The 24,462-nt window shown below is 39.5% G+C and carries 21 protein-coding genes; 12 read left to right on the forward strand and 9 right to left on the reverse strand.

Translation table 11 applies throughout. From position 1 onward, the window contains the following. Positions 1 to 126: 126 nt before the first annotated feature. The 5 genes from ileS (at position 127) to trpS (ending at position 6,146) form a co-directional block, all read left to right on the forward strand. Positions 127 to 3,522: an isoleucine--tRNA ligase gene (ileS, locus tag DQ356_RS03895; RefSeq protein WP_114303173.1), complete on the forward strand. Its 3,396-nt coding sequence runs from the start codon at positions 127 to 129 to the stop codon at positions 3,520 to 3,522. Positions 3,523 to 3,598: 76 nt separating this feature from the next. Then, positions 3,599 to 3,979, forward strand: a complete 381-nt coding sequence (locus DQ356_RS03900) for a TraR/DksA family transcriptional regulator (RefSeq protein WP_114303174.1) — start codon at positions 3,599 to 3,601, stop codon at positions 3,977 to 3,979. Positions 3,980 to 4,073: 94 nt separating this feature from the next. Then, a complete protein-coding gene (locus DQ356_RS03905) occupies positions 4,074 to 4,316 on the forward strand; it encodes a DUF6576 domain-containing protein (RefSeq protein WP_114303175.1) in 243 nt (80 codons plus the stop codon). Between the two features lie 117 nt (positions 4,317 to 4,433). Then, the gene (locus DQ356_RS03910; RefSeq protein ID WP_114303176.1) at positions 4,434 to 5,081 is read left to right on the forward strand and encodes a lipoprotein signal peptidase; all 648 of its coding nucleotides are present in this window, start codon (positions 4,434 to 4,436) and stop codon (positions 5,079 to 5,081) included. Positions 5,082 to 5,177: 96 nt separating this feature from the next. After that, positions 5,178 to 6,146 (forward strand): tryptophan--tRNA ligase, encoded by a 969-nt coding sequence (gene trpS, locus DQ356_RS03915; protein WP_114303177.1) that lies wholly within the window; start codon positions 5,178 to 5,180, stop codon positions 6,144 to 6,146. A 59-nt stretch (positions 6,147 to 6,205) separates the two neighbouring features. Here the strand turns inward: trpS and DQ356_RS03920 are convergent, their stop codons facing one another. The 5 genes from DQ356_RS03920 to DQ356_RS03940 all read right to left on the reverse strand — a co-directional run bounded on the left by DQ356_RS03920 (position 6,206) and on the right by DQ356_RS03940 (position 12,056). Next, the gene (locus tag DQ356_RS03920; RefSeq protein WP_114303178.1) at positions 6,206 to 6,697 is read right to left on the reverse strand and encodes a hypothetical protein; all 492 of its coding nucleotides are present in this window, start codon (positions 6,695 to 6,697) and stop codon (positions 6,206 to 6,208) included. 2 nt (positions 6,698 to 6,699) lie between these two features. Continuing rightward, a complete protein-coding gene (locus DQ356_RS03925) occupies positions 6,700 to 7,458 on the reverse strand; it encodes a (Fe-S)-binding protein (protein ID WP_185123764.1) in 759 nt (252 codons plus the stop codon). Positions 7,459 to 7,523: 65 nt separating this feature from the next. After that, positions 7,524 to 8,858: a (Fe-S)-binding protein gene (locus DQ356_RS03930; protein WP_114303180.1), complete on the reverse strand. Its 1,335-nt coding sequence runs from the start codon at positions 8,856 to 8,858 to the stop codon at positions 7,524 to 7,526. Between the two features lie 11 nt (positions 8,859 to 8,869). Further along, positions 8,870 to 9,820 carry an MlaD family protein gene (locus DQ356_RS03935; protein ID WP_114303181.1) on the reverse strand — a complete coding sequence of 317 codons (951 nt, stop codon included), beginning with the start codon at positions 9,818 to 9,820 and terminating at the stop codon, positions 8,870 to 8,872. Positions 9,821 to 9,911: 91 nt separating this feature from the next. Continuing rightward, positions 9,912 to 12,056, reverse strand: a complete 2,145-nt coding sequence (locus DQ356_RS03940) for a peptidylprolyl isomerase (protein ID WP_114303182.1) — start codon at positions 12,054 to 12,056, stop codon at positions 9,912 to 9,914. 249 nt (positions 12,057 to 12,305) lie between these two features. On the opposite strand from DQ356_RS03940, the gene lon reads away from it, so the two are divergent. Further along, positions 12,306 to 14,708, forward strand: a complete 2,403-nt coding sequence (gene lon / locus DQ356_RS03945; RefSeq protein ID WP_114303183.1) for an endopeptidase La — start codon at positions 12,306 to 12,308, stop codon at positions 14,706 to 14,708. 39 nt (positions 14,709 to 14,747) lie between these two features. On the opposite strand, the gene surE is transcribed toward lon, so the two are convergent. Continuing rightward, positions 14,748 to 15,515, reverse strand: coding sequence for a 5'/3'-nucleotidase SurE (gene surE / locus DQ356_RS03950; protein ID WP_114303184.1), 768 nt, complete (start codon positions 15,513 to 15,515; stop codon positions 14,748 to 14,750). A gap of 132 nt (positions 15,516 to 15,647) precedes the next feature. Between surE and DQ356_RS03955 the strand changes: the two genes are divergently transcribed. Further along, positions 15,648 to 17,765: a carboxy terminal-processing peptidase gene (locus tag DQ356_RS03955; protein WP_114303185.1), complete on the forward strand. Its 2,118-nt coding sequence runs from the start codon at positions 15,648 to 15,650 to the stop codon at positions 17,763 to 17,765. A gap of 57 nt (positions 17,766 to 17,822) precedes the next feature. On the opposite strand, the gene DQ356_RS03960 is transcribed toward DQ356_RS03955, so the two are convergent. Beyond that, a complete protein-coding gene (locus DQ356_RS03960) occupies positions 17,823 to 18,329 on the reverse strand; it encodes a superoxide dismutase family protein (RefSeq protein WP_114303456.1) in 507 nt (168 codons plus the stop codon). Positions 18,330 to 18,496: 167 nt separating this feature from the next. Between DQ356_RS03960 and prfA the strand changes: the two genes are divergently transcribed. The 4 genes from prfA (at position 18,497) to scpA (ending at position 22,505) form a co-directional block, all read left to right on the forward strand. Continuing rightward, the gene (prfA, locus tag DQ356_RS03965) at positions 18,497 to 19,582 is read left to right on the forward strand and encodes a peptide chain release factor 1 (protein ID WP_114303186.1); all 1,086 of its coding nucleotides are present in this window, start codon (positions 18,497 to 18,499) and stop codon (positions 19,580 to 19,582) included. 65 nt (positions 19,583 to 19,647) lie between these two features. After that, positions 19,648 to 19,932: a hypothetical protein gene (locus DQ356_RS03970; RefSeq protein ID WP_126723233.1), complete on the forward strand. Its 285-nt coding sequence runs from the start codon at positions 19,648 to 19,650 to the stop codon at positions 19,930 to 19,932. A 90-nt stretch (positions 19,933 to 20,022) separates the two neighbouring features. Then, entirely contained in the window at positions 20,023 to 20,337 is a 315-nt protein-coding gene (locus tag DQ356_RS03975) for a hypothetical protein (protein WP_114303188.1), read from the forward strand. A 50-nt stretch (positions 20,338 to 20,387) separates the two neighbouring features. Then, positions 20,388 to 22,505, forward strand: a complete 2,118-nt coding sequence (gene scpA, locus DQ356_RS03980; protein ID WP_114303189.1) for a methylmalonyl-CoA mutase — start codon at positions 20,388 to 20,390, stop codon at positions 22,503 to 22,505. A 29-nt stretch (positions 22,506 to 22,534) separates the two neighbouring features. Here the strand turns inward: scpA and DQ356_RS03985 are convergent, their stop codons facing one another. After that, positions 22,535 to 22,819: a c-type cytochrome gene (locus DQ356_RS03985; protein ID WP_114303457.1), complete on the reverse strand. Its 285-nt coding sequence runs from the start codon at positions 22,817 to 22,819 to the stop codon at positions 22,535 to 22,537. Between the two features lie 71 nt (positions 22,820 to 22,890). On the opposite strand from DQ356_RS03985, the gene meaB reads away from it, so the two are divergent. Next, positions 22,891 to 23,880, forward strand: a complete 990-nt coding sequence (gene meaB / locus DQ356_RS03990; protein WP_114303190.1) for a methylmalonyl Co-A mutase-associated GTPase MeaB — start codon at positions 22,891 to 22,893, stop codon at positions 23,878 to 23,880. Here the strand turns inward: meaB and DQ356_RS03995 are convergent. Then, complete coding sequence (locus DQ356_RS03995; protein WP_126723234.1) at positions 23,870 to 24,403, reverse strand: DUF4251 domain-containing protein; 534 nt, start codon at positions 24,401 to 24,403, stop codon at positions 23,870 to 23,872. The two genes, meaB and DQ356_RS03995, sit on opposite strands and share 11 nt — an antisense overlap. Positions 24,404 to 24,462: the final 59 nt, after the last annotated feature.

The raw sequence follows: 24,462 nt of genomic DNA on the forward strand, positions 1-24,462 counted from the left end.
TTACTTCATATTAAGAGAGAATAAAACTTGATTTATCATACAAAAAATGCATTGTCGATCGCTCTTATAATAGCATAGAATTTCTTATATTCGCACTCTTAAATTTTGCAACAGAACAGTTTGAAAATGAAGAAGTTTAACGAATACAAAAACCTTGATCTCACCGCCGTAGCAGACGGTGTTTCCAAATTCTGGAACGAAAACGATATATTCAGGAAATCGGTTGAAATCCGCGAAGGGAAACCGGAATTCGTATTTTATGAAGGTCCGCCTTCTGCGAACGGAATGCCGGGAATTCATCATGTGATGGCAAGAGCGATTAAAGATATTTTCTGTCGTTTTCAAACCCAGAACGGTAAAAAAGTATTCAGAAAAGCAGGCTGGGATACCCATGGATTACCGATAGAACTAGGTGTGGAAAAGGAACTGGGAATTACCAAAGAAGACATCGGAACCAAAATTTCTGTTGAAGATTATAATAAAGCATGCCGCGAAGCTGTGATGCGCTACACTGATGTATGGAATGACCTGACGGAGAAAATAGGCTATTGGGTCGATCTGGAAAATCCTTACATCACCTACGAACCGAAATACATGGAAACCGTTTGGTGGTTGCTAAAACAGCTTTATGATAAAGGATTGCTGTATAAAGGATATACCATTCAGCCTTATTCACCAAAAGCGGGAACAGGTCTTTCTTCTCACGAACTCAATCAGCCGGGAACGTATCGTGATGTTTCTGATACTACCGTTGTGGCTCAGTTTAAAGTGAAGAATCTATCCTCAACATTACAATTAAAAACAACCTTTTCCGAAACAATTCATATTCTAGCGTGGACTACTACACCGTGGACTTTGCCTTCCAACACCGCTTTGGCCGTAGGAAAAGATATTGAATATGTTTTGGTAAAAACCTTTAACCAGTATACTTTTGACCCGATTAACATTATTTTAGCAAAAGCTTTATTGCCGAAACAATTTGGTAAAAAATATAATGAAGGTTCAGATGAAGATTTCGTGAATTATACTTCTGAAAGCAAAACGATTCCTTATCAGATCTTAGCAGAATTCAAAGGTGAAGATTTGGCCGGAACTGAATATGAACAATTGATACCGTGGTTTTTGCCGGCCGAAAATCCTGTAAAAGCCTTCAGAGTTATTGTGGGCGATTTTGTAACCACGGAAGACGGAACCGGAATTGTGCATATTGCACCCACTTTTGGTGCGGATGATGCGCGCGTAGCCAAGGAAAACGGAATTCCGCCAATGTTGGTGAAGGATGAAAACGACAATTTGGTTCCTTTGGTGGATCTAACCGGAAGATTTTTGAAAGGCAAAAATGTACCTGAAATTTTCTCAGGAAACTATATCAAAAATGAATATTACGACGACGGAACTGCTCCTGAAAAATCTTGGGATGTAGAACTCGCGATTTTATTAAAAACCGAGAACAAAGCTTTTAAGGTAGAAAAATATGTTCACAGCTATCCACATTGCTGGAGAACAGATAAGCCAGTGCTTTACTATCCGCTCGATTCGTGGTTTGTAAAAATGACGGAAAAGCGCCAACGTTTAGTGGATCTGAACGAAACCATCAATTGGAAACCGAAATCTACCGGCGAAGGGAGATTTGCAAACTGGCTGGAAAATGTAAACGACTGGAATCTTTCCCGCTCCAGATACTGGGGAATACCGCTACCTATCTGGAGAAGTGCAGACTTGAAAGAAGAGAAAATCATCGGATCCGTAGAAGAACTTTATTCTGAAATTGAAAAATCCGTCGCCGCAGGAATGATGACAGAAAATCCTTTTTCAGCTTTTGAAATCGGAAATATGTCAGATGAAAATTACGAAAAAATAGATCTTCATAAAAATTATGTGGACGAAATCATCCTCGTTTCCAATTCCGGAAAGCCAATGAAGCGCGAAAGCGATTTGATCGACGTTTGGTTCGACTCCGGTGCAATGCCGTATGCACAGCTGCATTATCCTTTTGAAAATAAAGAATTAATTGATCAGAGAAAAGCATTTCCTGCCGACTTTATTGCAGAAGGTGTGGATCAAACTCGTGGATGGTTCTACACGCTGCATGCGATTGCAACTTCAGTTTTCGATTCAGTAGCCTATAAAAATGTGGTTTCCAACGGTTTGGTTCTGGACAAAAACGGACAGAAAATGTCAAAACGCCTTGGAAACGCAGTTGATCCCTTTGAGACATTGAAAAAATATGGGCCGGATGCAACGCGCTGGTACATGATTTCTAATGCCAATCCTTGGGAAAATCTGAAATTTGATGTGGAAGGAATTGATGAAGTGCGGAGAAAATTCTTCGGAACGCTTTACAATACATATTCTTTTTTTGCGCTATATGCGAATGTGGACGGTTTTAAATACGAAGAAAAAAACGTAGAAAACCGCCCGGAAATCGACCGGTGGATTCTTTCAGAACTGAATATTCTCATTAAAGAAGTAAAGGAATCTTATGAAGATTATGAACCTACAAAGGTGGCAAGAGCCATCAATACTTTCGTAAATGACAATCTAAGTAATTGGTATGTAAGGCTTTGTAGAAGACGTTTCTGGAAAGGTGACTATTCAGCTGATAAAATTTCGGCTTACCAAACATTGTACACCTGTCTGGAAACTGTTGCAAAACTTTCTGCACCGATAGTGCCTTTTTTCATGGATCGCCTTTATCAGGATTTGAATAAAGTAACAGGAAAAGACACCGCTACTTCTGTACATTTAACCGATTTTCCAATCGCTGAAGAAAGCAAAATAGAAATGGATCTCGTAGAAAAAACGCATTTAGCACAAACGATCACTTCCATGGTGTTTTCACTCAGAAAAAAAGAAAACATTAAGGTTCGGCAGCCGCTTCAGAAAGTGATGATTCCGGTGCTGGATCAAAAAACGGAGAAACAAATCGCAGCCGTTTCGGAACTGATTAAGCAAGAAGTGAACGTGAAGGAACTACAGCTCATCAATGCTGAAGAAGCGTCGCATCTGATTGTAAAACAGATTAAACCGAATTTCAAAACACTGGGCTCAAGGCTTGGAAAAGACATGAAAACCGTCGGTACAGAAATTTCTTCGATGACAACGGAACAAATTGCCGACCTCGAGAAAAACGGAAAAATGTCCGTTGCCGGCCACGAAATTGGTTTGGATGATGTAGAAATTTCAACGAAGGATATTCCGGGATGGACGGTAGCCAGCGAAGGGAAAATTACCGTTGCACTGGATCTTACCATTACTGAAGAACTGAAATCGGAAGGAATTGCCAGAGAGTTCATCAACCGGATTCAAAACTTAAGAAAAGAAAAGAATTTTGACTTAACCGACAGAATTTCAATTCAGTTGGAAGGAAACTCGCCTTTTGAAACAGAAATCATGAAGAATCAACAATATATTTCAGACGAAGTATTGTCAAATAAAATAGAAATTGTAAATTCACTCGCAGATTTTGACAGGATCGAGATAGACGAGATTCAGTTTAATGTAAAAGTTAGTAAAATCTAAAAATATTTCTTATCTTGAATCACTTTCAAAGAAAGAAGGAAAATAAATAATTAAACAACATCGAAAATTTGCAGACATGGCAGAAGAAAGACAGCGTTACAGCGATGCTGATTTAAAAGAATTCAAAGAATTAATTAGCGCAAAAATAGAGAAAGCCGAAAAAGATCTGGCTTTGATTAATGAAAATTTCGTGAACGACCAAAATAACGGAACCGACGATACATCGCCCACTTTCAAGGCTTTTGAAGAAGGCGCAGAAACCCTGAGCAAGGAGCAGAACGCAATTTTGGCCGGCCGCCAAGAGAAATTTATCCGCGACTTGAAACATGCGCTCATCCGCATCGAAAATAAAACGTACGGAATTTGCAGAGTGACCGGAAAACTGATTCCTAAAGACCGATTGAAAGCCGTTCCACACGCCACCTTAAGCATCGAAGCGAAAAATATGCAGCGTTAAAATCCTAAAAACGCAAGAAGTGTACAATTTCTTACAAAAACACAGTATCGGGTTCTTGTAAATACGGACTTTGTAACTTATAACTTTTATCCAATTGAATACTGTCCTCATCATTCTCGCTGTTGTAGTAATTTTCGCCTATTTTTTCCGGAAAGAAATTAAGGAGAAAATTGCGCCCGATGCAGAAAGAAATTACACCATTGACGATAAATTCAATGCTGAGAAAGTTTCAAGACAAAAGGAAATCGACCATCTTCTGAGTAAAATGGGAGAAAACGGCATCGATGATTTGTCCGAAAAAGACCGAAGGAGACTCGATGAACTTTCAAAGAAATAGGGATAAATAGAGGAGAAATTCACTCACAAAACTTATGAACCAGGAGGAGAAAGAAGTTGTCAGAATTTTCAAATAATAAAATTCAATCTTAAAAACTCTCCAGGTTTTCAACAAATTATGAAGAAAATAGCATTCGTTACCCTCATTATTTTATTAATAGACCAAGCTTCCAAATTTTATATCAAAACCAATTTCCAATACGGCGAAAGCATTCCCGTGATGGGGCTGGACTGGTTTCGGATGACTTTTGTAGAAAACCCAGGTATGGCTTACGGTTTTCATTTTGGGGGATTATTGGGGAAATATTTTCTGGTGATCGTCCGCCTTTTCCTTATCGGAGGGATGATTTATCTTTTCATGAAATGGAAAAAGCAGGGCATCACCACCAATTATTTGCTGATCCCGATGGCGATGATTTTTGCTGGAGCTATTGGCAACCTGATCGACGGAATGTTTTACGGAATGATCTTCGACAGTGGTACGGTGTACGACGAAAGCGTGAACCGGTGGATTGAATATGGCGGCGTTTCCCAAATAGTTCCTTTCGGGGAAGGTTATTCTTCTTTTATGAAGGGCTGTGTGGTAGATATGCTCCATTTTCCTCTAATCGACTGGACGGTGCCGGAAAGTTGGCCTTTGCTGGGTGGCAAACAAATTGAATTTTTCAAATATATCTTCAATGTTGCCGATGCCGCCATTTCTGTAGGTGCAGCCTTGTTGCTTATTTTCAGAAAAAAAGCTTTCCCGAACGGACTGGATTTTTAGAATTTTATATTAAATATGAAACTTCAGCAAATTGCCTGAAGTTTTTGTTTTTCTTATTTTCGCAAATCATTTCTTGTAACCGCAAATTTCAATTTTATGTCACGAATCCTTACCGGAATTCAGGCCACAGGAACGCCTCATCTGGGAAACCTTCTGGGTGCGATTATCCCTGCGATAGAACTTTCAAAGCAATCAGAAAACGAATCTTTCCTGTTCATTGCCAACATGCATTCTTTAACCCAGATTAAAAATGCTGAGGAATTGAAAAGAAATACCTACGAAATTGCTGCAGCGTGGCTGGCTTGCGGATTAGATACTGATAAAACGTATTTCTACAGACAAAGCGATATTCCGGAAGTGTGCGAGCTTTCCTGGTATCTTTCGTGTTTTTTTCCTTATCAAAGGCTGACCCTTGCCCATTCTTTTAAAGACAAAGCAGACCGCTTGGAGGATGTGAATGCCGGACTTTTCACTTATCCTGTTCTGATGGCTGCGGATATTTTACTGTACGATGCCGAAATTGTTCCGGTAGGGAAAGATCAGCTGCAACATCTGGAAATGGCGAGAGATATGGGAGCGAGATTTAACCATCAAATGGGAGAAACTTTCGTATTGCCAAAAGCAGAACTTCAAGAAGATACCAAATATGTTCCGGGAACTGATGGAAATAAAATGTCGAAATCCAGAGGGAATATCATCAACATTTTCCTTCCTGAAAAGCAACTGAAAAAACAGGTAATGGGCATTGAAACAGATTCCAAATCTATGGAAGAACCGAAAGATCCCGCTACAGACAAAGTTTTTGCAATCTATGAACTCATTGCGACAGCGGAGCAAACGGGAGAACTGAGGCGGAAATATCTGGCCGGCAATTTCGGGTACGGGCACGCTAAAACTGAACTTCTGAATTTAATCTTGGAACGGTTCAAAACTGAAAGAGAACAATTTGACTATTATATGAACCATCTTCCGGAACTGGATGCAAAACTATTGGCAGGTGCTGAAAAAACCCGCCAAATAGCTACTGAAACACTGAAAAGAGTTCGCGAAATTCTAGGAATGTAAATAATAGTGAAAGGCTGTCTCTCAGGAAACAGCCTTTTATTTTATTTTCAAATTCTATATTACTGAACGTAAATTCCAGCCCAACTTCTTTGTAAAGGCAAAAGAAAATCTGAAAGAAAACTGATGTAGGTATCTTTAGAAAAATCAAAAACTTCAATATCCGTAGAAATTTCGTTGTTTTTAACTGCCTGTCTGAAATCCTGAAGTTTCATGGTTTTCACCTCTCCGTTTTCTACATAGCTGGCTTTCATTCTATCAAATAAACCGAGTTGAAACTCATTATCCAGTTCCCGCATGATGCCGTTCAGAGAGTCGATAGAACATCCGGAAGTCATTTCTTTTTCTTCATCTACAACAATAATAATAAACTGGTTTTTTTCAATCTTAAACGAAGACGAAAGGGGTTTGCCATGAGCAGCCCAAGTTCCCAGAAAGTCGTATAATTTTTCTGCAATGGTCTTGCATTCCTTTGCCGTAAAGGCTCTGGAAGCAGGATAAATAATCACTTTATAGTCGTTGGTTTCTATGATATCTGATTCTTCTATTTTCATTTTTATAAATCTTCTGCTTCCGCAATGAGTTCCGCAATATCCTTTACTTGGACATCGCTATTTACATGTTTCACACCATCCGTCATCATGGTCATACAAAACGGACAACCAGTTGCAATGATATTGGGTTTTTCCGCCAATGCTTCTTCTGTACGCTCCACATTAATGTCTTTTTTTCCTTTCTCCGGTTCTTTGAACATTTGAGCACCTCCAGCTCCGCAGCACAATCCGTTACTTTTGCAGCGTTTCATTTCAACCAGTTCCGCATCCAGTTTCTGGAGCAGATTCCGGGGAGCTTCATACTCACCATTGGCGCGTCCCAGATAACAGGGATCATGAAAAGTTATTTTTTTTCCTTCAAACTTTCCGCCTTCTATTTTCAGTCTTCCTTCCTGCATAAGCTGTTTCAGGAACTGCGTATGATGTACCACTTCATAAACTCCGCCCAACTCAGGATATTCATTTTTGATGATATTAAAACAGTGCGGACATGCAGTAACAATTTTTTTAACTTCGTAAGCGTTCAGAATTTCAATATTCGTCATCGCCATCATCTGAAAAACGAATTCATTTCCGGCTCGTTTTGCGGGATCTCCTGTACAACTTTCTTCAGGGCCAAGAACCGCGAATTCCACTCCTATTTTATCTAATATTTTGCAAAAAGCACGGGTTATTTTTTTGGCGCGGTCATCAAAGCTTCCTGCGCATCCAACCCAGAAAAGTACTTCCGGTGATTTTCCTTCGGCAGTATATTCTGCCATTGTTTTAATTTGCATTGTTTCTGTCTGTTAAAATCAGAATAATATTTTTTATTTTTTATGACAAATTAATCATTTGCCCAATTCAGACGGTCGGCCTGACTGTATTGCCACGGAGCAGCATTATTTTCAATATTCTGGAACATAAGATTCCATTCCTGTGGCGCTGAAGATTCTTCCATGATCATAAATCTTCTCAGATCCATAATGATAGAAAGCGGATCGATAAGCACCGGACAAGCTTCGACACAGGCGTTGCAAGTAGTGCAGGCACGAAGTTCTTCTCTGGTGATATGATCATCCAAAAGTTTCTTGCCATCATCAATGAATTTTCCGTTTTTATTAATATTTCTTCCAACTTCCTCGATTCTGTCGCGGGTATCCATCATGATTTTCCGCGGAGAAAGCTTTTTCCCGGTAATATTGGCCGGACAAACGGCGGTACACCTTCCGCATTCGGTGCAAGTGTAAGCGTTCAGCAACTGCACTTGATTTAAATCAAAAATATCGCTCGCTCCGAATTTCTCCGGGACTGCATTCGGATCTGCTTCCGGTGGTGCAGCGTACGGATCCGCATTAGGATCCATCATCAGTTTTATTTCTTTGGTTACTGATTCCAGATTGTTCAGTTTTCCCTTTGGTTCCAGGTTGGCAAACCATGTATTTGGAAAGGCAAAAATAATATGAAGATGTTTGGAATAATACAAATAATTCATAAAGAAAAGAATGCCGATGAAATGAAGCCACCAAGCTGCTCTTTCAACAAATAAAATAAATCCATTGCCAAAACTAAACCATTCATAAACGGGAACAATCAGGTTTTGAGAAACCGGGAAAAAACCGTGTTGTGCATATACTTCTCTTTGCTGAAGAATAGCATCGGTAGTATTCATCGTGAAAAATGCAACCATCAGCAGAAACTCAATGATCAGAATCCAGTTGGCATCATTCTTTGGCCAACCGAAAAGTTCCTTCATGGTCAACCGTTTTACGCCATAGAAATTTCTTCTAATGAAAAACAAAACTACTGCAATAATCACTAAGAAGGCCATCACTTCTAAAACTGAAGTCAGCGCATTATAAAATGTGGCACCTAGAACTCCGGCTAAAAAGCGATGTGTTCCGAAGATTCCGTCTACTATAATTTCGATCAATTCGATATTGACAATAATAAACCCTACATACACAAGAACGTGGAGAAAACCGGCAACCGGCCTGGCTCCCATTTTACTTTGTCCCAATGCGACATTGGCCATTAACGCCCAGCGCTCATTTTTACGGTCGGAGCGGTTTATTTTTTTTCCTAACTGTATGTTTCTGTAGATTTCTTTGAGGCTTTTAAAAAAGAGGCCGAATCCTACAATCAGCAGTACTACAAACAGAATATTATCAATATACGCCATTCTGAAGAGGTTTAATCTTTACTGTTTTTCCCAAAGACCGAGAAGTTAAGGTATCTTTTTGGGTTGGCTTTCAAATCCAACACCAGTTCGTTCAGGTTTTTAGAAGTTTCCTGAAGATTGTTGTAAAGTTGCTCATCTTTTGCGAGTTTTCCTAAACTTCCTTGTCCGTTTTCAATGCCAACAATAACATCATTGAGTTTGCTAACGGTCAGATCAAGATTATTAATGGTGCTGTTGAGCTTTTTGGTATCAATACTTTCGGCAAGGTTTCCATATTTATCCACAGCAACATTGGCGGAAATCATAGCTTCATTAGCATTATCCAATACCCTCTGCACTCTGGGATCGCTGTTGGCAATTAAGGTATTTACACTTCCTGAAGTTCCTTCCAGAGCTGAAACTGTTCTGTTCAGATTCATGAGTAATGCTCTGATTTCTGCACGATTCTGGTCATCAAAAATCTTATTGGCATTGGTGGTGAGAGAATCAACTCGTCTAAGAACTTCCTGTACCTGATCTTTTACCGGGCCAACCTGCGAGGAAATATTATTCAGCATCGACATTTTGAAGGAACCTTTCAGGGTATCTCCGTCTTTTGCCATCGTTGGGCCGGAAACCAGATTGATTTTCATTTCTTTGGCTGACATGATTCCCGGTTCAAAAATCTCCACAGTTGACTGCTTAGAAAACTGAAAATCGTCGTGTACCAAGAGTTTCACCACGAAATGAATATCGCCGTTGGTTTTGGAAATAGGAATGATCTGATCTACTTTGCCTACTTTCAGTCCGTTAATAGAAACCGGGCTGGACGCTGTCAGTCCTTCTACATTATCATATTTTGCATAGAATACATTATCTGTAGTGAAAAGACTTTTTCCTTTCATAAACTGGAATAGTAAAACAAATCCTACAATGGCCAGAATGGCAATAAAACCTGCTTTTATTTCTTTTGTTATTTTCATTGAGAATAAAAAATTTTACGGGAACAAATATAAGATTTTAAATGTTTATCAAAATAAAAAAAGCGGCAATTGGTTGCCGCTCTTTCATTTGTTATTGAAACCCTTTGTCCCAGACTTCAATTCGGTAGTCTTTTATGTCGGCATTATCCTGTAAACTTTTCAGGAATGCCTGCCCGAACATGCTTGCGTTTTGTCCTGAAATAGATTCTGTCATTTGTTTGATATCTCCAGGTTGCTTATTCACCGTTTCAGATTTTTTCACCAAAACATACACTCCAGTTGCACCTTCCACGGGATTTGAAGTTTTTCCTTTCGCTACCCCGAATGCTGCTCCGGCAACTTTAGGTTCCATCGCTCCGGCAATCTGAGGGTTCAGAAGGTTCACTTGTCCGGATTGTTGTGTCGTTCCGAACAGTTTTGCTACCTGAGCAAGTCCGGTTGCATTTCCGCTTTTCATTTTTTCGATAATTTTTTTCGCGGCCAATTGGTTTTTCACAATTGGTTCTATCTGTTCTCTCACAGATTCCGGATCGGCTAATCCTTTTTCCTGTTTTCCATTCATAATAACGACTACTCTGTCGCCGCTACCTTCTACTACAAAGAATTCAGTATCGCCCTTCTTTCTTTTTTTATCATAAGCCCAGGAAATAATTTCGCTGTCTTTTGGAGTTCCTAACCCCTGTATTTGCCCGTCAAATCTTTTTACCGATTTGGCATTGCTGAAATTATAGTTGGATTTTTTGGCAAGATTAGCAAAATCGTTGAACGTTTTTCCCTGTACTTGCTGAATAAATCTTCGTGCATTTTTGTCAACCTCTGTTTCAGTGGCGTCTGAAGCTGTTAATCCTTTCACGATGTGGGCAAGCTTGTAACCCATTGTTCCGGATTTTTTATCTTCAATATTGATGATATGATAACCAAAAGCTGACTCCACCACATTGGTAGCACCTTTCGGGTTATTCAAAAGGAATTTCATGTAAGCAGGATCAAAAGGCGAGGAAGGAGTAACCCAACCAACACTTCCGTTTCTTTCCACAGCATTTGGTTCGTCAGATAACTTCAAGCCTTCAGCAAAAGCTGCAGGATTTCCTTTAATTACTGCATACAGACTGTCCGCAATTTTCTTGGCTTCTTCTTTCTTACGCGTTGCAGTAGAACGCTCGGATCCTTCATAAGCGATAAGAATATGCTTTGATAATACGGAATCCGATGGTTTTTTATCCAATAACTTGGTAAGTACCAAGACATCTTGTTCTCTATAAGGTCCGTTAATCTGGCCCTTTGATGCTGTTTTAACCCATTCTCTGATGGCTGGCGGTAGTTGATTTTCGCTTAAATATCTGGAATCGAAAGGCAATTCAGAATTCAGCATGACAAACATGGAATCGTTTGTTGTGTTTTGAAAGTTTTCCGCTACGCCGCTGGCATCTGACTGACCGGAAAGCAAGTTGTTAATTTCCTTCATGGTAGCATCTTCATCCGCCTTGCTGGGCATAGAAGGAAAATAAACTACCCCTAAATTCACACTTGGATCCGCTTTATAAGTTAAAGGATATTGTTTGATATAATTGGCAAGATCTGCAGTAGTTACTTTTATTGGATTTTTTTGCAGAAATGTTCCGTAATCTACTTTTACAAAATCAATATCTGCCAACTGATCGCGTTGCTTCATCAGCTCCTCAGCTTCTTTTTTTCCGGTAGTAATTCCGGTGGTAATATTGGCAAAAAGCTGTCTTGCCATCATTCGGTACTCAATAGCTTTTCTGGTTTTCATCCATTGGTTGTAAGCCTGAAGATCGCCACTATTCTGAAGATCAGCGACTTGTTTTTTAATTTCTTGCAGCCTGAAGTTTCCTTTTTCGTCAAAATTCTGCTGATTTTGCGCGAACATAGGATCGAACTGCAATTGGCTATAGAAGAAATCATCGGTCATCTGCAGTCCCATTTTTTCAAACTGTTGTTTGATAAGTTTGCTTTGCACCATCATTTGCCACGCCTGCTCTTCTAAACCCGTACCGGGCTGGCCTTGTTGTTGGGCTTGCTGTTGAAGAACATACAGCTGATCACTATATTCTTCTCTGGTAATTGTTTCGCCATTTACCTTCCCGAGTATGTTTGGATTTTTACTAAAAATTTGATCAAACTGGTCGGGTGTCAGCAAGAATGCTAATAATGCAAATGCGATCAGCCCAATAAGTAACCACGATCTTTTTCTAATTTCCGCTAAAACTGCCATCTTTTTAATACGTATTTTTATCAGTCTGCGAAAATACACATTTTTAGGAAATTATAGAAAATTTGAATCTATTTTTATTTGTTCTTAGCTGTTTAATGAAAATCTGTCCTCTTTTTTATAAAAATAACAATGGCACAGGAATTGAGAATTCCCCCTTACTGACAGCAATAAAAGCACTTTCCATGGGCATTAAAACCATGACAAGCACAAACTAAATTAAACCGTGACAGTTTGTCACCCCCTTTTTATATGGAAGAATTTGAAGAGATAGATTTTGAAAATATACTGAATGAGAGTTTTGGTATGGTAACGGAAGAGTTGAACGTTGATGATATAAAAGAAACCGCAGAGAATACGGTTCAAAAAGTATTTCCCATTCTTCCGGTACGGAATATGATCATGTTTCCACAAGTAATTACTCCCATTACCGCAGGCCGAAAAAATTCCATCCGCTTGATAGAAGAAGCGCAGAGAAACGGTGAATTTATCGGCATTATCAGTCAGAAAAACTCCAATATCGCACAACCTTCTGAAAAAGATTTATACACCGTAGGAACGTATGCGAAAATTGTGAAAATCATCAAATTACCTGAAGGAAATGTTACTGCAATTATGAAAGGTTTCGGAAGATTTCGGGTGAAAAAAATGATTCAGCATGAACCCTATTTCAAAGCTGAAATTGCAAAACTGAAAGACACTCTTCCTAAAAGTGAAGAATTTGAAGCTTTGATGGAAAACATCAAAGATCTTGCGGGAAAAATCATCAACATCGATCCCAATATTCCAAACGCAGCTAATTTTGCTATCAAAAATATTTCGCAGCCGGAAGATTTGCTGAATTTCATCTGTTCCAATGCGAATTTTGATATCGCTTCCAAACAAGCTTTGCTGGAAGAAAGACACCTTCAGAAAAGAGCAGAAAAATGTTATCAGTTGATGCATGATGATTTCAGAAAACTGGAACTTAGAAACCTGATTCATCAGAAAACATCCAAAGATCTGGACAAGCAACAGAGAGAATATTTTCTGAACCAACAACTGAAAACTATTCAGGACGAACTTGGCAACGGTGCAGAATCAGACGCTGATGAGCTTCGTAAAAAAGCCGAAAAACTCACGTGGAGTACAGAAGTTCAGGAACATTTTGATAAAGAACTGAGCCGGCTTCAAAGGCAGCATCCCAACTCTCCCGACTACAATGTTCAACGAAATTATCTTGATTTTTTCACCGATCTTCCGTGGGGAATTTATTCCAAAGATGTTTTCGATATCGTAAAAGCAGAGAAAATTCTCAACAAAGCACATTTCGGATTAGAAGATATTAAAAAAAGAATTCTGGAGCACATGGCTGTTCTGAAGCTGAAAAACAATATGAAGTCGCCGATTCTCTGTCTGGCAGGCCCTCCTGGAGTAGGAAAAACTTCTTTGGGAAAATCCGTAGCCGATGCATTAGGCAGAAAATATGTGAGAGTATCTTTGGGAGGACTTCATGACGAAAGCGAAATCCGCGGCCACAGGAAAACCTATATCGGAGCCATGGCAGGCAGAATTCTGCAATCCATTAAAAAATCGGGAACTTCAAACCCGGTGATTGTTCTGGACGAAATCGACAAAATCGGACAGGGAATTCACGGAGATCCAAGTTCGGCTTTACTGGAAGTGCTGGATCCTGAACAGAATCACAGCTTTTATGACAATTATCTGGAGTACGGTTTCGATTTGTCGCGAGTACTGTTCATTGCAACAGCCAATTCGCTTTCCTCCATACAATCTCCTTTGCTGGATAGGATGGAAGTAATTCAGATTGCGGGATATACTTTGGAAGAAAAAATTGAAATCGCCAAACGGCATCTCATCAAAAAGCAATTGGATGAAAACGGTTTGAATGCAAAATCTTACAAACTCGGAAATCCCGAAATAAGACATATTATAGAAGCGCACACTTCTGAAAGCGGCGTGCGATCTCTGGAAAAACGTATCGCCTCCATCTCACGCTGGGTAGCATTGCAAACCGCCATGGAAAAAGAATATGACCCTAAAATTACCATTGACAAGATTGATGAAATTTTAGGAATTCCAAGGCCTAAAAATATCTCGGAAATCACAGGAGTTCCGGGTGTGGTTACAGGATTAGCTTGGACATCAGTAGGCGGCGATATTCTTTTTATTGAAAGTATCCTCAGCAATGGAAAAGGAAATCTTACGATGACTGGAAATCTCGGGAATGTAATGAAAGAATCTGCTACGATCGCTCTGGAATACATCAAAGCAAAATACGGCGAACTGGGAATTTCCGAGGAAGATATTGAGAAAAAAAATATTCACGTACACGTTCCCGAAGGTGCAACGCCTAAAGACGGCCCTTCCGCAGGAATTGCGATGCTGACTTCGATGGTGTCCAGCTATAAAAACAAAAAAGTAAAACCTCATCTTGCGATGACAGGAGAAATTACCCTTCGTGGTAAAGTGCTTCCTGTTGGCGGAATAAAAGAGAAACTTCTGGCAGCATCACGCGCCGGAATCCAGGAAATTATCCTTAGTGAAGCCAACAGAAAAGATGTAGAAGAGATAAAGAAAGATTATCTGAAAGGCTTGAAAATCAACTATGTTACCAGAATGAAAGAGGTGATTGATTTAGCCATTGAAAAATAATGAAAAGTCCCGAAAATTCCGGGACTTTTTTTGATGAGATCAAGTATTTAAAACTGCAGCAATCTGCTCCAGATGTTCATGTGCAGTGAGATCAAACTTAACAGGAACTACGGAGATAAATCCGTCTGCCAAAGCTGTTTCGTCGGCATCGCTTCCGCTGTCCATATTATTGAAATATCCTGTGAGCCAGAAATACTTTTTACCATGCGGATTGATTCTTTCATCAAAGCTTTCTTCCCATTTAGCGTGCGCTTGGCGACAGACTTTTATTCCTTTTATTTTGTCTTTTTCCAGTTTTGGAATATTCACATTCAGCACAACACCTTTTGGCAATGGATTTTCTAAAGTTTTCAGTACAATTTCCTGAATAAATTCCTTGGCCTGCCCGAAATCTGCGTCCCAACTGAAATCTAAAAGTGAGAATCCAATCGCCTGAAGACCTTCCACGCCGGCTTCTACGGCAGCCGACATCGTTCCCGAATAAATCACATTGATGGAAGAATTCGCACCATGATTAATCCCCGAAACCACAATATCCGGCTTTCTGGTCAGAATTTTATCCAGCGCAAATTTCACACAATCTACAGGAGTTCCGCTCAGCGAATAATCGGACTGTGGACCTTCCAGCGATATTTCTTCAAAAGTTAAAGTAGAGTTGATAGTAATCGCGTGACCTTTTCCGCTCTGTGGCGAATTGGGTGCCACTACGACCACTTCGCCTATTTCGTTCATAAATTCTACCAAGTTCCGAACGCCCGGAGCCGTAATACCATCATCATTGGTAACCAATATAAGGGGTTTTTGCATTTTAAATTGATTTTTAACAAAAATAATGAAAAAAAAGGCGCCAATTATAAATTAGGTACTAAATTTGAAGTTCTGTAGGCGCTCGTAACAAATGCACCTAATTCTTTACTAATAAAAGACAAGAAACCAAATATGTTTAAAAAATTTAAGCTCAATACGTTGCTACTTTTCATCCCTTTAATGAGTCTGATGTTTTGCTTCAATGCTCCGCAAAATGATGATGAAAAAATGCAAACCATCATGGTAAGTGTCAAAAATACGCTCGCTTACCTTCATTACAGTCCGAAACCAATAAATGATGCCTATTCGCAACAGGTATATGACAAATATTTTGAAATGATTGATTTCGGGAAAAGATATTTCCTGCAGTCGGATATGGAAGAATTCAGCAAACACAAAACCAAACTTGACGATTATCTGAACAGAGGCGAACTTACCTTTTATAAACTCACTGTTGACCGCTTGTATCAACGGGTGGATGATGCGGATCAAATCTCAAAAGATATTTTCAGCAAACCTATTGATCTTAATGAAGAAGAAACTCTGATTCTTGAACATAAAATAAAGAAATCTCCTGCCAACAAAGAAGAGCAGTACAATGACTGGAAAAAATTCATTAAATACAACATTCTTCAGGAAATTGAAACCCTGAACAGCCGAGAAGAAGCGCAACGCAAGAAGAAGGACAGTGTTCAGAAACACGGTTTGCAAGACACCATCAAACTGGAAATTCTAACACCTGAACAAAAATTTACCAAAGCGCGCGATGAAGTAAAAGATTATATGAGTGAAACTTTTACCCGTTTCAAAAAAAGAAAAAAAATGGATTGGTTCACGGTGTATATGAACGCTTATTCTGAAGTTTTCGATCCGCATACCAGCTATTTTTCTCCCCGAAACAAAGAAGATTTTGATGTTAATTTCACCGGAAAAGTTATTGGTATCGGTGCGATTATTCAGGAGAAAAAAGGAAATTTATTTTTAGGCCCGCTTACCATTGGAGCTCCTGCCTGGAAATCAAAACAGCTTTCTGAGGGCGATAAAATAATAAAAGTAAAATCTTTGCCCAATAAAGAAGCAGTGAATGTAGTAGGAATGCTTTCCGACGAGGCAGTTCGGCTCATTCGGGGGAAAGAAGGAACTGCAGTAACTTTAACCGTGGAAAAGAAAGACAAAACGATACAGGAAGTTACCATGATCCGCGAAGAGGTGGCCATGGAAGACACGTATGCCAGAAGTATCATCGTCGATTCTCCGGATGGCAAGAAGTTCGGGTTCATCAATCTTCCGAGTTTTAATGCAGAATTCGATAAATCGGACGGGCGTAATGCTTCCGATGACGTGAAAGCAGAAATCATAAAGCTGAAAGCTCAGAACGTTCAGGGAATTATTTTGGATTTAAGAAACAACGGCGGCGGATCTCTTACTGAAGTGGGCGATATTATGGGACTTTTCATGAATGCAGGGCCGTATGTTCAAGTAAAAGACACTCAGGGGAAAATTCAGACTCTAAAAAATAAAAACAACAATCCGCTGTGGACAGGTCCATTGGTCATCATGCAAAACGAACTTTCCGCATCTGCATCAGAAATTCTTGCGGGAGCAATGCAGGATTACGGAAGAGCTGTTGTCGTAGGATCTCCACAATCTTTTGGAAAAGGAACGGTACAAACTTTCATTGACCTCAACCGGTTTTTAAGCACCAATGATGATTTCGGTTCTGTAAAATTGACGATTCAGAAGTTTTATCGCGTCACGGGTGAATCGACACAGAAAAAAGGAATTGTTTCAGATATTGAAATGAAAGATTTTTATACCTTTTCTGAAATCGGCGAGCGTTATGATGACTATGCACTTGCTTGGGACAAAATTCCTGCAGCACAGTTCACTCCCGTGAAAATGGTGAATGTGGAAAGCCTCAGGAAAAACAGCGAGAAGAGAATGATGAACAATACCAACTATCAGTTGCTTCTAGAATCTGCCCAGTGGAAGGAAAACATGAATAAAGAAGAATCCATTCCACTGAACCAAACCAAGTTTTTTGAACTGATGAAACAAAGAAAAGATCAAATCAAAAAATTTGAAGCTTTGAATAAGTTTAAAAACGGATTAAAATTCAATATTTATCCTGATGAAATTCAGCGCGAGAAAAAAGACGAAGCCTTTAAAAAGAAAAACGAAAACTGGATCAAACGCTTGGAAAGGGATGTTTACCTGCAGGAAGCTGTAAATATCATCAACGAAATATAATTAAAAAATCCGCTTTGCATAAAAACAAGGCGGATTTTATTTTCTGAATGAACAGAATTATTTTATTTCAACACATCCAATTCGTCCGCCTGCATTTCCGGTAGGTTGTGTTTTGAAATCATCTTCTTTTTCATGAATAATAATGGATTTTCCATAGATATTTTTGGTTTCATCACTACAACCAAGACACCATTTATCCGTACTCATTACCAATCTGCCGGTTCCGTTGGCATCCGCCTTCAAGTTTCCCAGATCCCCTGCGTGATGGCTTCCGTGTCCCCATTTACCATGGTCTTCCGACGTTGGATTCCAGTGTCCACCTGCCGAACTGCCGTCTGTTGCAGAACAATCTCCTTTTTCGTGAATATGTGCGGCGTGAATTCCGTTTGGATTCAGTTTATAAGCATTCAAATCCAGTTCTACAGTGTTTCCTTTTTGGGTGAACTTCGCAGTTCCTTGTACCTGCGAGCCACTTTTTGAATGAATGGAATACGTTTTGGTCGCGCTGCACGATGCGGCGAAAATACTTCCGGCTGCCAAAATGTAAAATGTTGATAATTTCATTTTAATCGGTTTAAAAATTAAGTTTATAAAATTAGGCATTAATTACTTGCTGAAAACACTAGCATTAAAATATTAAAACACAACCAAGAAATTATGTAAGCGAAATACGTTTTCCGAAAAAGAGACTTCCTACTTTTACCTATCTTTGCAACCAAAAAATTTCCAGTATGTCAAAATCATTAATTCCGAAGCTCGAAGCGATAAAACAGCGCTACAATGAAGTAGCAGATCTCATCATCCAGCCGGATGTCATTACAGATCAGAAAAAATATTCGCAATTGAATAAGGAATACAGCGACTTGGGAAAGATCGTGAAGGTGTACAATCAGTATAAAGGTGCTTTAGATACCATTTCCGAGTCTGACGAAATTATCGCAGACGGTTCTGATAAAGATTTTGTAGATCTGGCAAAAGCGGAAAAAATGGAAGCTCAGGAAAAAATTCCGGCATTGGAGGAAGAACTGAAAGTATTGTTGATACCGAAAGATCCGACGGATGACAAAAACGTCATTGTAGAACTGCGAGCAGGAACCGGCGGCGACGAAGCGGCCATTTTCGTGGAAGATATTTACAGAATGTATTCCATGTATTTTAAAACCAAAGGCTGGCGACATGAAATTACCGATTCCAACGAGGCTGCCAAAGGTTACAAAGAACTCATTATGAAAGTGGAAGGCGAAGGCGTCTACGGAATTATGAAGTTTGAATCAGGCGTTCATCGGGTGCAGCGTGTTCCGGAAACTGAATCTCAGGGAAGAGTTCATACTTCTGCCATCACGGTGGCCGTACTTCCGGAAGCTGAAGAAGTAGATGTAGAAATAAATCCTGCCGATATTGAAATGCAGACTTCGCGTTCCGGCGGAGCAGGAGGCCAGAACGTAAATAAAGTAGAAACCAAAGTTCAACTTACGCATAAACCTTCCGGCCTTGTTGTGGTTTGTCAGCAGGCACGGTCGCAGCTGGCTAACAGAGAATTGGCAATGGAAATGCTTCGTGCAAAACTTTACGATATTGAACTCCAGAAAGTGCAGGGAGATGTAGCCGCACAAAGAAAATCGATGGTTTCTACCGGCGACCGTTCTGCGAAAATAAAAACATACAATTATCCTCAGGGAAGAGTGACGGATCACCGCATCAACAAGTCTATTTACAATCTGGATGCTTATATGAACGGTGAAATTCAGGAAATGATTGACGCAGTCATCATGGCGGAAAATGCGGAAAAGATGAAAGGAGAAGAGGAAAATTATTAAACATTTTTTGTAGCATAAATATGTATATTTACCAAATTATTATTAATCACTTAAATTACAATTTTATGAAAAAGTCAATTTTTATCATCGGTGCCATCGCCGCCGTATCACTTGTTTCGTGTAAAAAGACTGAAGCCACGGCTTCTGACGTTCATGATGATTCTGCAATAATCATCGGAGATTCTGCCGCTATTATCGTTGATGATGATTCTTTGCCTATTACAGATTCTCTGGGTAATGCGGTCGAAAACACTATGGATGCGGCAGGAAATACCATCCGGGATGGTGCCAATGAAGTGAAAGACGCTGCTAATGATGCCACAGACGGTGATGGCGATATCACAAGATAATGATTTTTAAAAAATCATTCTGAACTCATAATCTTATCGGTTATGAGTTTTTTTATTTTATATATTTGTTAAAATCTAAAAATTCTAAACATGAAAAAACCTTTCGTTTATATAACACTTCTGTCTGCCGTTTTGTTTATTTCCTGTGAGAAGAAAACCACGACCACCGTAAATGATGAAGGCAAAATTACAACAGTAGAGAAAGTAGGTTTCGATGAAGAAAAGATTGACTCCACAGCTCAAAATGTGAAAGAAGAGGTGAATAAGGCTGCGCAGAAAACCGGAAAAGCGCTGGAACACGCAGGAAAAAAAATAAAGGAGGAAGTTGATAAAGCCGAAAAAGACCTTAAAAAAAGTACAAACACAAGTAAGGATACTATAAAAGTAAATTCAGGCAATAATTAAACAAGTTCTAAAAAACCTTAACTTTACTGCCTTTAGCAATTAACAAAGAAATGCGTCAGAAAATTCAGAATCAGCATCCAGATTTCATACACTCTTTTGAAGGAAAACAACCATATTTTTTTGAAAAAGACGGCCTAGAAATGAAATCATCTTATACTTCAAAAGATACTCAGGACAGTAATATACTAAATACTCAGGCGGGAATCGCTCCTTATCTTCGCGGGCCATATTCGACAATGTATGTTCAAAAACCGTGGACTATCCGTCAATATGCAGGATTTTCAACTGCTGAAGAATCCAATGCATTTTACAGAAGAAATCTGGCCGCTGGACAAAAAGGGCTTTCTGTAGCATTCGACCTGGCAACACACCGCGGCTACGATTCCGATCATCCCAGAGTAGTCGGCGATGTAGGAAAAGCCGGCGTAGCCATTGATTCCGTGGAAGATATGGAAATTTTGTTCCATGAAATTCCTTTGGATGAGATTTCAGTTTCTATGACGATGAACGGTGCCGTTCTTCCTATTTTGTCCTTTTACATCGTAGCCGCTGAGGAGCAAGGCGTTAGTCAGGAAAAACTTTCCGGAACGATACAGAATGATATTCTGAAAGAATTCATGGTGCGCAACACCTACATTTATCCGCCTGCTCCTTCCATGAAAATCATTGCAGATATCTTTGAATATTCTTCTAAAAATATTCCTAAATTCAATTCTATCTCTATTTCAGGGTATCATATGCAGGAAGCGGGTGCAACTCCGGTTCTGGAAATGGCTTATACGCTGGCAGACGGATTAGAGTATGTGAGAACTGGAATTAAAGCAGGAATGAGCATTGATGATTTCGCTCCACGTTTATCGTTTTTCTGGGCTATAGGAATGAATCATTTCATGGAAATTGCAAAAATGCGTGCTGCAAGATACATCTGGGCTCATCTTTTGACTCAGTTTAATCCTCAGAATCCAAAATCTTTAGCCTTGCGAACCCATTCTCAAACCTCGGGCTGGAGCTTAACCGAGCAGGAACCTTTTAATAATATTACAAGAACTGCCATTGAAGCCTTGTCTTCTGCTTTGGGCGGAACACAGTCGCTCCACACGAATGCCTTAGATGAAGCCATAGCACTGCCCACCGATTATTCTGCGAAAATTGCGAGAAATACACAAATTATTCTTCAGCATGAAAGCGGAATCTGCGATGTTGTAGATCCAATGGGCGGAAGCAATTTGATAGAAAGCCTCACCCAGCAGATGATCGATGAAGCGATGAAATATATTGATGAAGTTGAACAGGAAGGCGGAATGACAAAAGCCATCGAAGCGGGAATTCCCAAAATGAGAATTGAAGAAGCCGCGGCGAAAAAACAGGCAAAAATTGACAGTGGCGAAGAGTTTATCATCGGGGTCAATTCTTTTAAATCACATTTGAAACAGCCCGAATTTGATATTTTGGATATTGATAATTCTGAAGTTCGGAGAAAACAGATTGTAAGGCTTGAAAAAATAAAATCGGAACGGAATGCTGAAGCAACGGCAGAAATTTTGAACCAACTTAGAAAAGCAGCCGAAACCGGAAGCGGAAATCTTCTGGAAATCTGCATTGAAGCAGCCAGAAGAAGGGTTACTTTAGGCGAAATGAGCGATACCATGGAAGAAAGTTTCGGGCGGTACAAAGCCAATATCAGAACCATACAAGGCGTATATGCTATGAATGCCAATAAAAATGAATATTTTGAAAAAGCAGTGGCTTTAACTCAAAAATTTGATGAATCTGAAGGGAGAAGACCAAGAATAATGGTCGCCAAAATGGGCCAAGACGGACACGACCGTGGTGCCAAAGTAGTGGCAACGGCTTTTGCAGACATGGGTTTCGATGTGGATGTAGCTCCTCTTTTTCAAACTCCTGAAGAAGTGGCAAAACAGGCGGTAGAAAATGATGTACACATTCTGGGAATTTCCTCGCTTGCGGCCGGGCACAAAACTCTTGTTCCTCAGGTAGTAAAAGAACTAAAAAAGCTTGGTGCAGAGGACATCAGTATTGTTGTTGGCGGTGTAATTCCACAACAAGATTATGATTTTTTATATCAAAACGGTGCCGACTTCATCTTCGGGCCGGGAACTAACCTGCCAAAATCTGCCTGTGAAATTCTTGAAAAAATGATGCCCTGATAACCTAAAAACTACGGTAAAGACTTATTTTAATTATTTGCCGTAATATATTCATAGACCAAAGTTCCCTGCTCATCTGTAAGCTTGGATTTTTTGGCCATAATATTGACAATCCCGATCCATTCATCATCGTTATGAGATTTCGGGTCAGGAAGATCATGGCATTTTCCGCAAGAATTATCGAAAATTACTTTTCCCTGTGCAATCCGGTCAGATTCTGAAACCTTGCTTCCGGCTTGTACTGCAGTTCCTTTCTGTGAACAGGAAACCATAAAAATACCTGAAACCATCACTGTAAGAATTACTTTTTTCATTGGTAAATATTTGTGCTCTAAAATACAGATATTTTTGAAGCCGGAAAATTGTTTTTTGTACATTTGAGAAAATGAAAATTTCCAACGAAGAACTGATAAAAGGAATTAGATCCGGCAACAAACGAATGCTGGGCAAAGCCATCACGCTGGTGGAAAGCCGAAACGCAGAACACCGGCTACAAGCTGAAGATTTGCTGAAAAGAATAATGCCATATACCGGAAAATCGGTTCGCATAGGCATTACAGGAGTTCCCGGCGCAGGAAAATCCACTTTCATCGAAAGCTTTGGTAAACTTCTCATTCAGAAAGGAAAAAAAGTCGCAGTTCTCGCTATTGATCCGAGTTCTTCTTTAAATAAAGGCAGCATTTTAGGAGATAAAACACGGATGGAAGAACTAGCCAAGGAAGAAAATGCTTTCATCCGACCTTCCCCAAGCTCAGGATTTCTGGGAGGAATTGCAAACACTACTTTTGAAACGATGCTGATTTGTGAAGCCGCAGGATATGATCATATTCTAATAGAAACCGTTGGCGTGGGACAAAGTGAAGTTCTGGTAGCAGACATTTCAGATGTTTTTCTTTTTCTGAAAATAATTGGCGGCGGCGATGAATTGCAGGGAATAAAACGCGGTGTGATGGAAATGGTGGACATTATCTTCATCAATAAAGTAAATCCTGAAAATAAAAATAAAGCGAAATCTACGAAACAGGAACTTCTGAGAGCATTGTATTTTCTGCATGAAAAAGAGAAAAATTGGAAGGTTCCGGTGTTATTAGGATCTGCATTGCAAAATGAAGGAATCGATGTAGTAAATGAAAAAATTTCAGAATTTATCGAACTCAAAAAACAAAGCGGACGTTTTGAAGAAATACGCAAACAGCAGGCCGAAAAACGTTTTGAATATTGGGTACAGCATTATATTATTCAGGCAACAACCCAGGAAAATACCATGCAGAATTCTTTAGTAAATCATAAAAAAAATGTATCAGAACTGCGCGCAAATCCGAGTTCTGAAGCTAAATTATTCGTGGAAAAACTTTTAGGGAAATCTATTTCTTAGTTTCCTCATTTTTCATTTTCATGATATACCCGTCATAGGAAATCGGTTGCCGGTCCTGAGCATCCACAGAAAGTGTCGCTTTTCCGTTTTTGTAAATTTCCAAGTGTAAAACATTGATGTGAGAAACATCCCGCGGATTGATTTTCAGTAAATAAGTTCCTTTCTTATTCTTCTCCTGTGTAATGGTAAAATCTTTAGAGCTAAAATTAATCCCTTGTTTATCAGTATTGTAAATATTTGCATTGTAAACTCTGCCAAAATAAGGCAGCGCAGCCGTTATGGAATTTTCCTTCAGAATAAGGCTATAACCATAATCCAACCTCATCATTCGGGATGCGCTGTATGTAGGAATTGAATTAGCAGCATTGATCACATCAGCATTTGAAGTATTGGCTTTTTCTGCCATGAAAGTGAACTGCTTTGCGTTCACCATGCTTTCTAACGCTTCCGGAGATACGTAAATTTGTGAAGAGCATCCCTGAAATAGTAACATGCTCATCATCAGAAATATAATCTTTTTCATTTTTTGAAATTTTTGTTGTACAATCACAACAAATGTAATGCAAAAAAAGCACCTTTTTT

Source organism: Chryseobacterium lacus (assembly GCF_003336205.1).
GTDB classification, from domain to species: Bacteria; Bacteroidota; Bacteroidia; order Flavobacteriales; family Weeksellaceae; genus Chryseobacterium_A; species Chryseobacterium_A lacus.

Coding starts and splice junctions, on each gene's coding strand:
- DQ356_RS03925 (WP_185123764.1), bottom strand. CDS start 7,458: ATGGCAGAATATACTGCCGAAGGAAAATCACCGGAAGTACTTTTCTGG.
- DQ356_RS03900 (WP_114303174.1), top strand. CDS start 3,599: ATGGCAGAAGAAAGACAGCGTTACAGCGATGCTGATTTAAAAGAATTC.
- DQ356_RS03975 (WP_114303188.1), top strand. CDS start 20,023: ATGAAAAAACCTTTCGTTTATATAACACTTCTGTCTGCCGTTTTGTTT.
- DQ356_RS03955 (WP_114303185.1), top strand. CDS start 15,648: ATGTTTAAAAAATTTAAGCTCAATACGTTGCTACTTTTCATCCCTTTA.
- DQ356_RS03960 (WP_114303456.1), bottom strand. CDS start 18,329: ATGAAATTATCAACATTTTACATTTTGGCAGCCGGAAGTATTTTCGCC.
- scpA (WP_114303189.1), top strand. CDS start 20,388: ATGCGTCAGAAAATTCAGAATCAGCATCCAGATTTCATACACTCTTTT.
- DQ356_RS03930 (WP_114303180.1), bottom strand. CDS start 8,858: ATGGCGTATATTGATAATATTCTGTTTGTAGTACTGCTGATTGTAGGA.
- DQ356_RS03970 (WP_126723233.1), top strand. CDS start 19,648: ATGAAAAAGTCAATTTTTATCATCGGTGCCATCGCCGCCGTATCACTT.
- surE (WP_114303184.1), bottom strand. CDS start 15,515: ATGCAAAAACCCCTTATATTGGTTACCAATGATGATGGTATTACGGCT.
- DQ356_RS03985 (WP_114303457.1), bottom strand. CDS start 22,819: ATGAAAAAAGTAATTCTTACAGTGATGGTTTCAGGTATTTTTATGGTT.
- prfA (WP_114303186.1), top strand. CDS start 18,497: ATGTCAAAATCATTAATTCCGAAGCTCGAAGCGATAAAACAGCGCTAC.
- DQ356_RS03940 (WP_114303182.1), bottom strand. CDS start 12,056: ATGGCAGTTTTAGCGGAAATTAGAAAAAGATCGTGGTTACTTATTGGG.
- trpS (WP_114303177.1), top strand. CDS start 5,178: ATGTCACGAATCCTTACCGGAATTCAGGCCACAGGAACGCCTCATCTG.
- ileS (WP_114303173.1), top strand. CDS start 127: ATGAAGAAGTTTAACGAATACAAAAACCTTGATCTCACCGCCGTAGCA.
- DQ356_RS03995 (WP_126723234.1), bottom strand. CDS start 24,403: ATGAAAAAGATTATATTTCTGATGATGAGCATGTTACTATTTCAGGGA.
- meaB (WP_114303190.1), top strand. CDS start 22,891: ATGAAAATTTCCAACGAAGAACTGATAAAAGGAATTAGATCCGGCAAC.
- DQ356_RS03920 (WP_114303178.1), bottom strand. CDS start 6,697: ATGAAAATAGAAGAATCAGATATCATAGAAACCAACGACTATAAAGTG.
- DQ356_RS03935 (WP_114303181.1), bottom strand. CDS start 9,820: ATGAAAATAACAAAAGAAATAAAAGCAGGTTTTATTGCCATTCTGGCC.
- lon (WP_114303183.1), top strand. CDS start 12,306: ATGGAAGAATTTGAAGAGATAGATTTTGAAAATATACTGAATGAGAGT.
- DQ356_RS03910 (WP_114303176.1), top strand. CDS start 4,434: ATGAAGAAAATAGCATTCGTTACCCTCATTATTTTATTAATAGACCAA.